13 protein-coding genes, 1 tRNA gene and 1 other RNA gene are annotated in these 14,402 nt (G+C 33.5%); 14 read left to right on the top strand and 1 reads right to left on the bottom strand.

All coding sequences use genetic code 11. The annotated features are described in order from the left end of the window. Nucleotide 1: 1 nt before the first annotated feature. The 5 genes from LQ682_RS08090 to LQ682_RS08070 all read left to right on the top strand — a co-directional run bounded on the left by LQ682_RS08090 (nucleotide 2) and on the right by LQ682_RS08070 (nucleotide 4,685). Nucleotides 2–1,459, top strand: a complete 1,458-nt coding sequence (locus LQ682_RS08090) for a glutamate synthase subunit beta (RefSeq protein ID WP_017000872.1) — start codon at nucleotides 2–4, stop codon at nucleotides 1,457–1,459. 60 nt (nucleotides 1,460–1,519) lie between these two features. Next, nucleotides 1,520–1,612: transfer RNA gene (locus LQ682_RS08085), tRNA-Ser, on the top strand. 132 nt (nucleotides 1,613–1,744) lie between these two features. Next, complete coding sequence (locus LQ682_RS08080; protein WP_239724102.1) at nucleotides 1,745–2,662, top strand: S66 peptidase family protein; 918 nt, start codon at nucleotides 1,745–1,747, stop codon at nucleotides 2,660–2,662. Nucleotides 2,663–2,679: 17 nt separating this feature from the next. Then, on the top strand, nucleotides 2,680–3,780 hold the full coding sequence (locus LQ682_RS08075; protein ID WP_239724100.1) for a dipeptide epimerase: 1,101 nt from the start codon (nucleotides 2,680–2,682) through the stop codon (nucleotides 3,778–3,780). Further along, complete coding sequence (locus tag LQ682_RS08070; RefSeq protein ID WP_239724097.1) at nucleotides 3,777–4,685, top strand: C40 family peptidase; 909 nt, start codon at nucleotides 3,777–3,779, stop codon at nucleotides 4,683–4,685. Before LQ682_RS08075 ends, LQ682_RS08070 begins: the two co-directional genes overlap by 4 nt. Here the strand turns inward: LQ682_RS08070 and LQ682_RS08065 are convergent. After that, a complete protein-coding gene (locus tag LQ682_RS08065; RefSeq protein ID WP_017000876.1) occupies nucleotides 4,674–5,420 on the bottom strand; it encodes a serine hydrolase in 747 nt (248 codons plus the stop codon). The two genes, LQ682_RS08070 and LQ682_RS08065, sit on opposite strands and share 12 nt — an antisense overlap. A gap of 120 nt (nucleotides 5,421–5,540) precedes the next feature. Here LQ682_RS08065 and treP point away from each other — a divergent pair, with 120 nt between their 5' ends. The 9 genes from treP to LQ682_RS08020 all read left to right on the top strand — a co-directional run bounded on the left by treP (nucleotide 5,541) and on the right by LQ682_RS08020 (nucleotide 14,059). After that, nucleotides 5,541–6,977 (top strand): PTS system trehalose-specific EIIBC component, encoded by a 1,437-nt coding sequence (gene treP, locus LQ682_RS08060; RefSeq protein WP_070044852.1) that lies wholly within the window; start codon nucleotides 5,541–5,543, stop codon nucleotides 6,975–6,977. Nucleotides 6,978–7,004: 27 nt separating this feature from the next. Further along, complete coding sequence (gene treC / locus LQ682_RS08055) at nucleotides 7,005–8,648, top strand: alpha,alpha-phosphotrehalase (RefSeq protein ID WP_239724095.1); 1,644 nt, start codon at nucleotides 7,005–7,007, stop codon at nucleotides 8,646–8,648. 32 nt (nucleotides 8,649–8,680) lie between these two features. Then, on the top strand, nucleotides 8,681–9,418 hold the full coding sequence (gene treR / locus LQ682_RS08050; RefSeq protein WP_017000879.1) for a trehalose operon repressor: 738 nt from the start codon (nucleotides 8,681–8,683) through the stop codon (nucleotides 9,416–9,418). A gap of 45 nt (nucleotides 9,419–9,463) precedes the next feature. Then, an RNA gene (ffs, locus tag LQ682_RS08045) (signal recognition particle sRNA large type) lies at nucleotides 9,464–9,732 on the top strand. 92 nt (nucleotides 9,733–9,824) lie between these two features. Beyond that, nucleotides 9,825–10,358, top strand: a complete 534-nt coding sequence (locus LQ682_RS08040) for a GNAT family N-acetyltransferase (protein WP_239724094.1) — start codon at nucleotides 9,825–9,827, stop codon at nucleotides 10,356–10,358. Between the two features lie 71 nt (nucleotides 10,359–10,429). Continuing rightward, nucleotides 10,430–12,121, top strand: a complete 1,692-nt coding sequence (gene dnaX, locus LQ682_RS08035; RefSeq protein WP_064204257.1) for a DNA polymerase III subunit gamma/tau — start codon at nucleotides 10,430–10,432, stop codon at nucleotides 12,119–12,121. A gap of 91 nt (nucleotides 12,122–12,212) precedes the next feature. After that, entirely contained in the window at nucleotides 12,213–12,533 is a 321-nt protein-coding gene (locus LQ682_RS08030) for a YbaB/EbfC family nucleoid-associated protein (RefSeq protein ID WP_017000882.1), read from the top strand. A gap of 2 nt (nucleotides 12,534–12,535) precedes the next feature. Next, nucleotides 12,536–13,132, top strand: a complete 597-nt coding sequence (recR, locus tag LQ682_RS08025) for a recombination mediator RecR (RefSeq protein WP_026023728.1) — start codon at nucleotides 12,536–12,538, stop codon at nucleotides 13,130–13,132. Nucleotides 13,133–13,210: 78 nt separating this feature from the next. Continuing rightward, on the top strand, nucleotides 13,211–14,059 hold the full coding sequence (locus LQ682_RS08020) for a patatin-like phospholipase family protein (RefSeq protein WP_017000884.1): 849 nt from the start codon (nucleotides 13,211–13,213) through the stop codon (nucleotides 14,057–14,059). Nucleotides 14,060–14,402: the final 343 nt, after the last annotated feature.

The following is a 14,402-nucleotide window of genomic DNA, read 5'->3' as shown; positions in this document are numbered from 1 at the left end:
TATGGGTGAATTTAAAGGTTTTATGAAGTATCCTAAAAAGCAATTGGATGAGTTATCTTTAAAAGATAGAATTAATGGATATGAACCGTTCCAACAAAGATTTACTACAGAAGATGCTTCGACACAAGGCGCACGTTGTATGGACTGTGGAACGCCTTTTTGTCAAACAGGTTCATCATTTGGGAGAGATACGATAGGTTGTCCAATAGGTAATTATATTCCGGAATGGAATGACTTAGTATATAGAAAAGATTTCGAAGAAGCTTTTGAAAGATTGTCTGAAACTAATAACTTTCCTGAATTTACCGGACGTGTTTGTCCAGCACCTTGTGAGTCATCTTGTGTGTTAGCAATAAATAATGATTCAGTAGCGATTAAAGGTATAGAACGTACAATTATAGATGAAGCATACGATATGGGGATCGTTAAACCGAAAGTTCCAAATACACGTTTAGAAGAAAAAGTCGCTATTATTGGAAGTGGACCTGCAGGCTTAACCGCAGCAGAAGAGTTAAATTTATTAGGGTATCAAGTCACGGTATATGAACGTAATCATAGACCAGGAGGACTATTAATGTATGGTATTCCAAGTATGAAATTGGATAAATCAGTTATTGAGCGCCGTATTAAATTGATGGAAGAAGCAGGTATTGTTTTTAAGACCGACATTAATGTAGGGAAAGACATCACGAAAGAAGAACTTAATGAGCAATATGATGCTATTATCGTTTGTACAGGGGCTCAAAAAGGTAGAGACTTACAATTAGAAGGACGTATGAGTTTTGGTATTCATTTCGCTATGGAATATTTAACTGAACAAACACAACTACAAATGGGAGAAATTGAAGAACCAACAATAACGGCAAAAGGGAAAAATGTGATTGTAATTGGCGCGGGAGATACTGGTGCAGATTGTGTGGCAATTGCACTAAGAGATGATTGTAAATCAGTAGTCCAATTTAATAAATATGTACGATTAACTGATAAAATGGAACAAAACACTGCGTGGCCATTACCAATGCCTATATTTAAATTAGATTATGCGCATAAAGAATATCGTGAAAAATTTGGATTTGAACCAAGAGCTTATGGTATTCAAACAATGAGGTATGATGTAGACGAAAACGGTAATATTAGAGGTCTATATACACAAGTATTAAAAGAAACAGGTGACGGTATGGTTATAGTAGAAGGTACAGAACGTCATTGGCCCGCAGATTTAGTATTACTTTCAATCGGATTTGAAGGTACAGAACATTTAGTTCCTCATTCATTTAACTTGAATACTGATCGTAATAAAATCGTAGCTAATGAAAGAGACTTTAAAACAAATCAAGATAAAATATTTGTTGCAGGAGATGCTAGAAAAGGTCAAAGTTTAGTTGTTTGGGCAATTAAAGAAGGACGTGCAGTAGCAAAAGCAGTAGATAAGGCGTTAAAGGAAAAAATTACAATATAAATTATTGAAATATTATTGACATCAGTCTTGGCTTGGTATAAGATAAATATTGTCTTATTTGGAGGAATACCCAAGTCCGGCTGAAGGGATCGGTCTTGAAAACCGACAGGGGCTTAACGGCTCGCGGGGGTTCGAATCCCTCTTCCTCCGCCATTATTATTAAATATCCAAGACTATTATATAAACAAGCACTACCTACTTTTGTAGGTAGTGCTTTTTGTTTTGTACAAATGTTTTATAATTTTGTTATAATATAAGAATATTCTGACAAAAAGGGGTGTTTTAATGAAAGCGAAGAGATTAAAAAAGGGAGATACAATCGGTGTTGTTGCTTTAGCAAGCCCTCCGAACCAAGAACATTTAAAAATTGGCTTGGGACGTTTGGAAGAGCGATATGATATTCATTTTAAATTAGCGGAAAATATACACGATATTTACGGTCATCTAGCGGGAACAGATGAAGTAAGACTAAAAAGTTTGCATGATATGTTAGTGGATGATGAAGTAAAGGGCATCATATGTGCATGTGGAGGATATGGAACACCGCGTATTGTTGAACAAATTGATTTTAATCTTGTTAAAAAACACCCAAAAATTATATGGGGCTATAGTGATATAACTTGCTTACATAATGCCATTAGACAAGAAACTGGGTTAGTAACATTTCAAGGGCCAATGATCTCTTCTGATATTGGAGAGAATTATCATGATATTTCCATTAATAGCTTTGAACAATTGTTTGAAGGTAAAGATTTAAATTACCCTGTAGAACAGTTAAGATTTAAACCATTTGTGAGTGGTCGTGTAGAAGGAGAGATAGTAGGGGGATGTTTATCGCTTTTAGTATCTAGTTTAGGGACACCTTATGAAATTGATACAAAGGATAAAATACTTTTCTTAGAAGATGTAGGAGAAGAACCATATAAAGTAGATGGTTTTTTACAACAATTAAAATCTGCTGGAAAGCTAGACGATGCAATTGGATTTATAATTGGTCCATTTACTAATAGTAAACCTAAAAAGCCAGAGAAATCATTAAAAATGGAAGAAGTATTACAGCATTTTATAGGCAGTTTAAATAAGCCTACTGTAAATGAAGTGGATATAGGCCATTGCACACCACATTTTGGCATTCCATTTGGGACTAAAGCAATATTAGATGTAGATAAAAAGGTTTTGCAAATTGAGTCTGGTGTTTATTAATGCAAAGGGGGATGGGTATGTTTATTACAGATATTAAATACTATAGATATAAAACGCCTTTGAAAAAGCCTTTTAAGACAGCTCTTAGAACTGTTGATGTTATAGAAAGTATTTATGTATTTATTGAAACGAATCAGAAAGAGATGGTTGGTGTTGGTGAAGCAGTACCAACGTATGTTATTACGGGAGATACAAAAGGTGGAATAGAAGCAGCTATAGAAGAGATTTTTAAACCATTGCTAATCAATAGGCCATTATCTATTGGTTTATTGGATGAAATGGACGAAGCCTTAGTAGGAAACTCTAGTGCAAAGGCAGCAATAGATATCGCTCTATATGATTTGCTGGCACAAGAAGCGAAGTCTCCTCTGTATGAATACTTAAATAATGACCCGGGAAATAAATCATTAGAAACTTGTTATACAGTAAGTTTAAATGAAGCAGATGAAATGGTTGAAGATGCTTTTAGATACATACAAGAAGGATATAATCACTTAAAAATAAAAGTCGGAAAAGATAGTGTTGAAACAGACTTAAATAGATTAAAAGCTTTAAGAGCTGCCTTACCTAAAGATACAACGCTTAGTGTAGATGCTAATCAGGCTTGGAATGAAAAGGGAGCAGAACAAGCTTTAAAACATTTTGATGAAGCGTCATTAAATATTGAAAGTATAGAACAGCCGGTTAATAGAAATGAATTTTCAGTATTAGGTAAATTAACAAAAGAATATCAAATTCCACTAATGGTAGATGAAAGCTTATTTAGTGTCTATGATGCTAAACGATTAGTTGAGGTTGGAGCGATTAATCTCTGGAATATTAAACTTATGAAAACAGGTGGCATTCATCAAGCGCGTAAAATACATGAAATAGCTAACGAATATGATATTACTTGTATGGTCGGTTGTATGATGGAAACGCATGTTTCAGTAACTGCAGCGTTACACTTTAGTTTAGCTGCCAATAAAGTAACACGAGTGGATTTCGATGCGCCTCTTATGGTTTCTAATCGTGAAGTAGTAGGTGGTATAGCTTATAATGGTTCGAAAGTGACGGCGCCAAAAGGTTATGGTTTAGGAATTGATAGAAAATCTTTACTTAAGAAGGTGAGTGTATGATCAAGTATTGCAGAGTAAACGTTGGCACAATTTGGAGAGATACAGATAAAGCACGAGATATAGATCGTGATGGTATTATGTACCCAGCTGATATCCAACGATGGTTGTTGGAACTTAATTTAGAAGAAAAACTATCATTTACTGAAGACAGTCGAATAGACACACAAGTACTGTATGGTGAAGCGGTTGAAGTATTGGAAGAGCAAGACGGATGGAGTTATGTTATATGTTTAGAACAACCATCCAAACAACATGATAAAGGTTATCTAGGATTTATACCTTCTAGCCAACTAGGCGATATGAATATCAAAGCATCCAATCAGCGCATGCGCGTCAAAGTGCCAAAAACTACATTGTTCAATACAGATTTCACAACTAAACAAATTTTATCATTTAATACAGTATTGCCTGTCTTAAAATTAGATCAACAATTTATCGAAGTAGAGACACCAGAAGGTATCGGACTTATTGATGGCAAAGATATTGAACTGAGTGATGAAATTGGCGCATTTAAACAAGGTTCAATGCAAGGCGTTATAGATAATGCTAAATTATTTATTGATTTACCTTATTTATGGGGAGGTATGTCTAGTTATGGTTATGACTGCTCTGGATTATGTTTCCACATGTATAAAAGCCAGAATTTCAATATACCTCGAGATGCAGATGAACAATATGAAGCTATGACGGATATTCCTTTAGATGAACATTCTTTAAAGCCAGGAGACTTACTATTTTTCAGTAAGCCTGAAGATAAAGGTTTTCTTTCCCATGTAGGTATTTACATGGGTGAAGATATGATGATTCATGCACCGCATACACCTAGAAGTATTGAAATTGTTAAACTAACAGGTAGTTATTATCAAAAAATCTTAGTAAAAGCAGCTAGGTTATCAACATTTTAATATAGATTGAATCATATAAGACCCGAAATCGTGAGAGAATTTTATCGCTTTTTCGGGATTTTCTGTGTTAGAAAGAAAACTATAATAATAATACTTTTCTTTAAATTGTATAATGCCTACATCGTTTGCTACATGGTCGTATTCTCCAGTTTTTGAATAATAAATCAATTGATCTTCATAAAATGATTTAAAGATAGAAACTTTATCATTTAAGTGTTGATGACGCATAATTTCTAACATATCATCTCCATTTGCATGTTGAGTGATATATCGAAGCATGTTAATCATATCTTCAGAAGTTGTATAATTTTGTTTACCTTGGTCTATCGCCTCAGCATCCATCATTAATCGGTTTAATTCAGTGTTTTTACAATTCAAAGTTTGTTGTATAAACAAATTGATATGTTGTTGGCCGAAGTAATTAATTAATATATTTGTTGCTGTATTATCAGATACGACAATCATTAATTGAACAAGGTCGTTAACGCTTAAGTACGGGATATCCAATGTTTGTAATACTCCGCTCCCACTCACTTTATGTTCTATTTTTAAATTTTCTTGTCTTTCTTCTTTATTTAACTTCGAAAAAATATAAATCATAATCGGAATTTTGATTAAACTTGCTGATTCGAATATTTTCTTTTCGTTGTGATTTGTTAAAAATGTCTCATTCTCGGAAGCAAATTCTAATGAAACGTTATCGTGTTCCATATATTCATGTGTTAAAAATGACATAATTTATACCTCCTTTATTCAATCATACTACAGAATAAAAGTAATATTAATTGAAAGCCTTTACATACTTGTATATACAAGTTATAATTCAAGTAATAAAAAACAAGGGGAGTGAGTTCAATGTCAGTAAATAGAGAAGAAGTGAAACAGATTATTGATGCTATAGGTGGTAAAGACAACGTAGATGCAGCCACACATTGTGTTACCCGCTTAAGATTAGTGTTAAATGATGAAAGTAAAGTTAATAAAGAAGCTTTAGACAACATCGATTTAGTGAAAGGGTCTTTTGCAGCAAATAATCAATTTCAAATCGTTATTGGTCAAGGCACAGTTGACGAAGCTTATAAAATTTTCCAAGAAGAAACGGGAATTGGAGAAAGCTCTAAAGATGAAGTGAAGAAAGTTTCGGAACAAAAAATGAATCCTTTGCAAAGATTAATTAAATTGCTCGGTGATGTATTTATTCCTATTTTACCTGCAATCGTTACTGCAGGTTTATTGATGGGGTTAAATAATGTGTTAACAGCTGAAGATTTATTTGGTCCTAAATCTTTAGTAGACCAGTATTCATGGTTAGCTGATTTTGCAAACATGATTAACGTTATTGCGAGTACAGCATTTATCTTCTTACCTGCCCTTATTGGTTGGTCAGCTATGAGAGTGTTTGGAGGTAGTCCAATATTAGGATTAGTATTAGGACTTGTACTTGTTCATCCTCAGTTAGCTTCTCAATATGATCTTGGTGGCGGTAAATCAGATGAAATTCCAGTATGGCATATGTTTGGTTTAGAAATTAAACAATTGAACTATCAAGGTCAAGTGTTGCCGGTATTAATAGCAACATGGGTACTATCTGTAATTGAAAAATTCTTAGCTAAACGTGTGCATGATTCAATCAAAATGTTAGTCGTTGGTCCAGTCGCTTTATTAATAACTGGATTCTTATCATTTATTATTATAGGACCTTTAGCATTAGAACTTGGTACACTTATTACAAATGGTATTAAAGGAATATTTGATAGCGCAGGTTGGTTAGGTGGCGCAGTATATGGTCTGTTCTATGCTCCGCTTGTTATTACAGGTTTACATCATATGTTCTTAGCAGTAGACTTCCAACTGATGGGAAGTAGTATAGGCGGTACTTATTTATGGCCAATCTTAGCTATATCTAATATCTGCCAAGGTTCAGCGGCATTTGGTGCTTGGTTGATTTATAGAAAGCGTAAAATGGCAAAAGAACAAGGTTTAGCAATGACTTCAGGAATATCATCTTTCTTAGGTGTTACTGAACCAGCTATGTTTGGTGTCAATTTACCATTGAAATACCCGTTTGTAGCCTCTATTGTTTCATCTTGTTTACTAGGTGCGTTTATTGGCGCAAACGGCGTATTAGGAAAAGTTGGTGTTGGTGGTGTGCCGGCAATTATTTCTATAACACGTGAATATTGGGGTGTATATATTATCGCTACATTAATAGCTATGATGTTACCAGCTATTTTAACAGTGGTATTCTCAAGATTTGCTAAAGAACAAGCGAAAGAAATGGTGCGAGAATAATATTATTAAATAAAGGAGTTCATAAACATGGCGGTTTCAGATTGGAAAAAATCAGTAGTATACCAAATATATCCGAAATCATTTAACGACACGACTGGCAATGGTCAAGGGGATATAAACGGGGTTATCGAAAAATTGCCTTATTTACAAAAGTTAGGTGTAGATTATGTATGGTTAACACCTATTTATGAATCGCCAATGAATGATAACGGATATGATATTAGTGATTATTATGCAATCAATCCTGATTTTGGTACGAAAGAAGATGTTGAAAAGTTACTTACTGAAGCACATAAACTTGGCATTAAAGTAATGCTGGATATTGTGATTAATCATACGTCTACGTCACATCATTGGTTTGTTGAATCTAGAAAGTCTAAAGATAATCCGTATAGAGATTATTATATTTGGAAAGAAGGTACTAAAGATGAGCCGCCAACAAACTGGGAATCTAAATTTGGTGGTAACGCTTGGGAGTACGACGAACAAACTGAAAGTTATTATTTAAGATTATTCGACGTCTCTCAAGCTGATTTAAATTGGGAAAATGACCAATTGAAAGAAGAAATCTATGAAATGATAAATTATTGGATTAATTTCGGCGTAGATGGTTTTAGATTTGATGTTATTAACTTAATTTCTAAAGGTGCTTTTGAAGATTCAGAGGAAATCGGTAAAGAATTTTATACGGACGGGCCAAAAGTTCATGAATATTTACATGAATTGAACCGAAAAACTTTTGGAAATAAAGATATTATGACTGTAGGAGAAATGTCTTCTACTACAATAGAGAACTGTATAAAATACACCAACCCTGAAAGACAAGAATTAAATAGTGTATTTAATTTCCATCATTTAAAAGTAGATTATAAAAATGGTGAGAAATGGTCTGATATGAAATTTGATTTTATAGAATTAAAACGTATTCTGATGGATTGGCAAGTTAATATTTCTAAAGGTAATGGATGGAACGCTATTTTCTGGTGTAATCATGATCAACCGAGAGTTGTGACAAGGTTTGGTAATGATGAAACAGAAGCTAACAGAGTTAAATCAGCTAAAATGCTTGCTATATCACTTCATATGTTGCAAGGAACACCTTATATCTATCAAGGTGAAGAGATAGGTATGACTAATCCTAAGTTTACATCAATCAATCAATATCGAGATATTGAAACATTAAACGCATATCGTAGTCTAAGGAATCAAGACTTGGATGAAGATACGATTATGAAAGTTATTGGACAAAAATCTCGTGATAATTCACGTACACCTGTTCAATGGACAGATGAGGAAAATGCCGGTTTTACAACAGGCACGCCTTGGATAGGCATACCGGATAACTATAGAGAAATTAATGTGGAAGCGGCGATTAAAGATAAGAATTCAATCTTCTACACTTATCAGCAGTTAATTGATATTCGTCATAAACATGATATTATAACGTATGGAGATGTAGAACCACTATATATTGATCATCCAGACTTGTTTATTTACAAAAGAAAGTTAGATAATGAAGAGTGGTTGATTGTAGCTAACTATACAAATGATAAGGTTGAAATACCTGAGGATATTGATATGGAAGGCGAATTGATAGTGGCTAATAATGATTTAAATGGCAATATGCTAGAGCCTTTTGATGCATTTGTTGTTAATTTAAAAAGCATTTAACTATGAAGTTTTGAAGGTATAGAGGTGAAACAATGAATAAGTATATGAAAATCTATCAGTCAATTTGTAAAAAAATTATAAATGGTGAATATGCACACTTACAACAATTACCTTCAGAAAATGAATTAACAAAGATATATTCAACTTCGAGAGAAACAGTAAGAAAAGCATTAAATCTTCTACAAGAAAAAGGTTATATACAAAAGTTACGTGGAAAAGGTTCAGTTGTTATATATGAAGGAATTATTCAATTTCCAATATCTGAAATGATCAGTTTCCAAGAAATTAATAATAGACTAGGTCTTGACTATGAAACGGTAGTTGAAGTATTTGAAGTTATCAATGCTGAAGACGAGCCAATTGTTCAACACGCTTTAGAATTGAATAATCACGATAAGCTATGGCACGTAATTCGAACAAGACAAAAAAATAATAAAGTTCATATCATGGATGAGGATTACTTTGTTTGCAAAGTGATACCCAAACTTTCAAAAGAAGTAGCGTCTCATTCGATTTATCAATATATTGAAAATGAAATGAATGTAGAAATAAGCTATTCAAATAAATCTATTACTTTTGAAAAAATGACAGAGAAAGAAGAACGATATTTTGGGCATTTAGATCCTTTATATACAGCTACAGTTAGAGGTATTGTTCATTTGAGTAATGCTGAAAGATTTCAATATAATATCTCTAGACATATTGCGACAGAATTCAAATTTGTCGATTTTTCTAGAAGGGTTTTGAATAAACCTGTAATAGATCAATAGTTTTTTCTTGCCAAGTATAATGGTTTTGTTGTACTATATAAAGTGCCGTGCTAAGTGGGGAGGTAGCGGTTCCCTGTACTTGAAATCCGCTTTAGCAAGACTGAATTCCTTTGCCGCGGACATATTATTGTGAGGTCTGCCCTCAGCACGTGGTGTCTGAAGACGTCGGTCCTATGCAATACAAACCCATGAATCATGTCAGGTCCGGAAGGAAGCAGCATTAAGTGGATCATTGTATGTGCCGTAGGGTTGCCGAAGTTTAGCTAACGACTGAGGTAACGCTTGTGATGTTTGTTCCAAGCAAAGGTGCACGGTATATTTTTTATTCAACTAAACATATTATATATAAATCAAAAAAGGGTGACCTCGGTCACCCTTTTTCTTATATCAGGAGGATATAGTATATATGACGCAATTATATATCGGAACGATTATAGAATCTGAATATGAATTAGCGAAAGAAGTAGTGAAAAAAGCTTTTTTAAATACTGATTATATAAATGCGAAAGAACATGAATTAATAGGTAGAATTAGAAAATCTCCACATTATAATGCCGAGTTAGAAGTAGTTGCCAAGACAGAAGGCGGAAAAATACTAGGGCATGCGATGATGACAGAAGTAACAGTCGATTCAGAAGAAGATAGTAATACAGTTCTAACTTTAGCGCCAGTATCAGTTTTACCAGAAGTCCAAAATAAAGGGATTGGTAAAGCTTTAATTGAAGCTTTAGAGTATCGAGCTTATGAAAATGGTTATATTGGTGTTGTCGTCATGGGAGATGAAACATATTATCGCGAACTAGGTTATAGAAATGCAGCGGAATTTGACATTTATCCTTCATTTGAAATTAAGAACGAAGATTTTATGTTCAAATATTTATGGGACCATCCTAACAAAGAAGTACGAGGTATAGTTCATTTTCCAGAAGAATTTCGATGATTTATATTAAGAAGAAATATTGATTCGTGATATAATAGTTGTTATGAAGAATTAAACTTGGAGGTGCCATTTTGAATTATCAAGCTTTGTATCGGATGTACCGACCACAATCATTTTCAGATGTTGTTGGTCAAAAGCATGTAACGAAAACATTAAGAAATGCTATCCAAAAAGGAAAGCAATCGCATGCTTATTTATTTAATGGCCCACGTGGAACAGGAAAGACAAGTATTGCTAAAATATTTGCTAAAGCAATTAACTGCACAGTAAATACAAATGGTGAACCTTGCAATGAGTGTGCAATTTGTAAAGGTATCACACAAGGGACTAACTCAGATGTTATTGAGATAGACGCAGCGAGTAATAATGGCGTAGATGAAATTCGTAACATTAGAGATAAAGTTAAGTATGCACCTAGCGAATCTAAGTTCAAAGTATATATTATTGATGAAGTTCATATGTTAACTACTGGAGCTTTTAATGCGCTTTTAAAAACACTTGAAGAACCACCTAGTCATGCTATTTTTATATTAGCAACAACAGAACCTCACAAAATTCCACCAACTATTATTTCAAGATGTCAAAGGTTTGATTTTAAAGCAATCAATTCTGGAGAAATTGAAGATAGACTTGCATTCGTAGCTGATCAACAAGAGATTACTTATGAACAGGAAGCATTAGCATTTATTGCTCAAGTGTCTGAAGGTGGCATGAGAGATGCTTTAAGTATTATGGATCAAGCGATTGCCTTTGGAGACGGTCATTTATCACATGAACACGCGTTGAATGTTACGGGTAGTGTAGACAAAGCAGCTTTAAATGCTCTGTTTCAAGATATCGTTGCTAAAGATATCAAGCAAGCATTTATGAGATATCATGAGTTTATATCTAGTGGTAAAGAAGTTAATAGACTTGTTAATGATATGATTTACTTTATTAGAGATGCTATTGTAGCAAAGACTACTGACCGAGAAGATGAAGAACATGCTTTAAACCAAATCGATTTAAATACAATGTACAAAATGATTGATTGTATAAATGATACACTTGTTTCTATGCGTTTTGCGATTAATCAACAAGTTCATATTGAAATATTGATTGTGAAATTAACAGAACTGGTTACACGTAATCGTCAACAAGAAACACAACAAGAGCAACCTAACCAAAATATTTCTAGCGATGTAGAGAATAAAATTAAACAATTAGAAGCTCAAATCACGCAACTCTCTCAAAACGGTGTACAACCAAAAGCGAAACCTGTTGAAAACAAACAAGGTGTTGCAAGGAAACAATCGAAACATGTATTCTCAATACGTCAAATTGAACGTGTATTAGATCATGCAAATAGAGATGATTTGAATTTATTAAAAGAAAAATGGCAAGCAGTTATTGAATCAGTTAAGCAGAAAGATCAACGAGCGTTAGTCAGCTTGTTATTAAATTCAGAACCAGTAGCTGCAAGTGAAGATCACGTGCTTGTTAAATTTGATGAAGACATTCATTGCGAAATCGTAAATAAGAACGATGAGAAAAGAGAACATATCGAATCTATAGTCTGTGAAATAGTGAATAAGACAGTTAAAGTAGTGGGTGTTCCTAATTCTCAATGGCTACAAGTAAGGCAACAATATATTCAATCAAAGAAAGCAAATCCAACCGAAACTAAAAATGAACCAGAACAAGAGAACAAAGAAGAAGCGGATATTGTTAAGAAAGCTCAAGAATTATTCGGCGAAGATACTGTTCATGTAACAGATGAGTAATACATGACATAGACTTCAAAGGTATGTATAATAAATATGACAAAAATTAATTTTCTATAATAATTATAATAGATATTAGGAGGACAAAATTATGCGCGGTGGCGGAAATATGCAACAAATGATGAAACAAATGCAAAAAATGCAAAAGAAAATGGCTGAAGAACAAGAAAAATTAAAAGAAGAAAAAATTGAAGGAACAGCTGGTGGCGGAATGGTTACAGTTGTTGTTTCAGGACACAAAGAAATCTTAGATGTTGTTATTAAAGAGGATGTAGTAGATCCTGAAGATATCGAAATGTTACAAGACTTAGTTTTAGCTGCAACAAATGATGCTTTGACTAAAGCTGATGAAGTAACTGCTGATCGTTTAGGTAAACATACAAAAGGTCTTAACATCCCTGGAATGATGTAATGATGTTTTATCCAGAACCTATATCGAAATTGATTGATAGTTTCATGAAATTGCCAGGTATTGGTCCAAAGACTGCACAGCGATTAGCGTTTCATGTATTAGATATGAAAGAAGATGACGTTGTTCCGTTTGCAAAAGCACTTGTTGATGTAAAACGAGAATTAACATATTGTGAAACATGTGGTCATATAACAGATGTTTCGCCTTGCCAAATATGCCAAGACAAACAAAGAGATCACTCAGTTATATGTGTTGTTCAAGACTCTAAAGATGTTATCGCGATGGAAAAAATGCGCGAGTATAATGGTATGTACCATGTACTTCACGGTGCGATATCTCCAATGGAAGGAATTGGACCAGAGGACATTAATATACCATCATTGCTAGAGCGTCTGAAAAGTGATGAAGTAAAGGAAATCATTTTAGCGACAAACCCTAATATAGAAGGCGAGTCCACTGCAATGTATATTTCTAGGCTTGTTAAACCAATAGGCATAAAGACAACGAGATTAGCTCACGGTTTACCGGTCGGCGGTGATTTAGAATATGCAGATGAAGTGACACTTTCTAAAGCTATTACTGGCAGAACTGAAATTTAAAGAATTATTTTGCAACCTGTTTACAAATATGTAGCAGGTTGCTTTTGTTCAATTATATGATTAGAAAAGAGTGTAAATATGATAAAAGACACAGGTTTAATCTTAGAAGGCGGCGGCATGAGAAGTATGTATACAGCTGGTGTCTTAGACTTTTTTATAAAAGAAGATATATATTTTGAATATAACATCGGCGTTTCTGCTGGTGCTTCTATGGCTGCTAGTTATATTTCTAGACAGTTTAGGCGTAATCATCGTGTGACAGCTAAATACATTAAAGATAAAAGATATCTTTCTTTATCTAACTATATAAAGAGGAAAGAATTATTTGGGATGGATTTTGTCTATCACTATATTCCAACTTATTTAGAACCGTTTGATTTTGAAAAGTTTGATCAAGCTGAAGAGAAGTTCGTAGTTGTTACAACAGATTGCGAAACGGGTGAAGCAGTTTACTTTGATAAAAATGATACAAAAGGTAGTTTATTAACTGCATTAGAAGCAACAAGTTCTCTACCATTGATGGCTAACCCTGTTCAATATAAAGGACACACGCTTTTAGATGGTGGTATTGTTGATCCTATTCCTATTAAGAAATCTATTGAAGAAGGATATACTAAAAACGTTCTTATATTAACAAGACCAAAAGGATATAGAAAAACACCTAGTAGGTTTTCTAAAGTATTTAGAATGAAGGCTTATCCTAAAGTTAATCATTTAATGGAATTAAGATATAAACATTACAACAAAACATTAGATTGGATTGAAGAGGAAGAAGATAAAGGAAATATCTTTGTAATAAGACCAACTAACACACTAGCAGTAGATAGAGTAGAGAAAGATCCAAGGAAATTAGATGCTTTATATAGAGAAGGATACGCAGATGCAGAAAAAATCTATAAAGATTTAAAAGAATATGTAGAGAAATAATCATATTAGGGTACATTAAGTGTTTTGGTGTAATTTTGATGCTTGAGAAAGGGTTGTATAGCCTGTATAGTTATATCTTGTGAGCGAGAGATATTGAAAACATCAAAACACTTCAAAAATAAATTTTAAAAAGTTGTTGACTTCACCAAATGAAGCGTGTATAATTATTTCTTGTAATGCAAAATGAACATTGAAAACTGAATGACAATATGTCAACGTTAATTCCAATAATTTGAGTACTGAAAGTACTTTAAAGAGTGATTGGCTTAACCAATCAACAAGAGCTAATCAAGCTTACTTCTTTTATGGAGAGTTTGATCCTGGCTCAGGATGAACGCTGGCG

The sequence above is a fragment of the Mammaliicoccus sp. A-M4 genome (assembly GCF_022386955.1).
Classification (GTDB): Bacteria; Bacillota; Bacilli; order Staphylococcales; family Staphylococcaceae; genus Mammaliicoccus; species Mammaliicoccus lentus.
This window is presented reverse-complemented; position numbering and strand designations above follow the sequence as displayed.

What these genes read in the sequence shown, in the direction of transcription:
- LQ682_RS08090 (WP_017000872.1), top strand. Translation starts at nt 2, where the DNA reads ATGGGTGAATTTAAAGGTTTTATGAAGTATCCTAAAAAGCAATTGGAT.
- LQ682_RS08080 (WP_239724102.1), top strand. Translation starts at nt 1,745, where the DNA reads ATGAAAGCGAAGAGATTAAAAAAGGGAGATACAATCGGTGTTGTTGCT.
- LQ682_RS08075 (WP_239724100.1), top strand. Translation starts at nt 2,680, where the DNA reads ATGTTTATTACAGATATTAAATACTATAGATATAAAACGCCTTTGAAA.
- LQ682_RS08070 (WP_239724097.1), top strand. Translation starts at nt 3,777, where the DNA reads ATGATCAAGTATTGCAGAGTAAACGTTGGCACAATTTGGAGAGATACA.
- LQ682_RS08065 (WP_017000876.1), bottom strand. Translation starts at nt 5,420, where the DNA reads ATGTCATTTTTAACACATGAATATATGGAACACGATAACGTTTCATTA.
- treP (WP_070044852.1), top strand. Translation starts at nt 5,541, where the DNA reads ATGTCAGTAAATAGAGAAGAAGTGAAACAGATTATTGATGCTATAGGT.
- treC (WP_239724095.1), top strand. Translation starts at nt 7,005, where the DNA reads ATGGCGGTTTCAGATTGGAAAAAATCAGTAGTATACCAAATATATCCG.
- treR (WP_017000879.1), top strand. Translation starts at nt 8,681, where the DNA reads ATGAATAAGTATATGAAAATCTATCAGTCAATTTGTAAAAAAATTATA.
- LQ682_RS08040 (WP_239724094.1), top strand. Translation starts at nt 9,825, where the DNA reads ATGACGCAATTATATATCGGAACGATTATAGAATCTGAATATGAATTA.
- LQ682_RS08030 (WP_017000882.1), top strand. Translation starts at nt 12,213, where the DNA reads ATGCGCGGTGGCGGAAATATGCAACAAATGATGAAACAAATGCAAAAA.
- recR (WP_026023728.1), top strand. Translation starts at nt 12,536, where the DNA reads ATGTTTTATCCAGAACCTATATCGAAATTGATTGATAGTTTCATGAAA.
- LQ682_RS08020 (WP_017000884.1), top strand. Translation starts at nt 13,211, where the DNA reads ATGATAAAAGACACAGGTTTAATCTTAGAAGGCGGCGGCATGAGAAGT.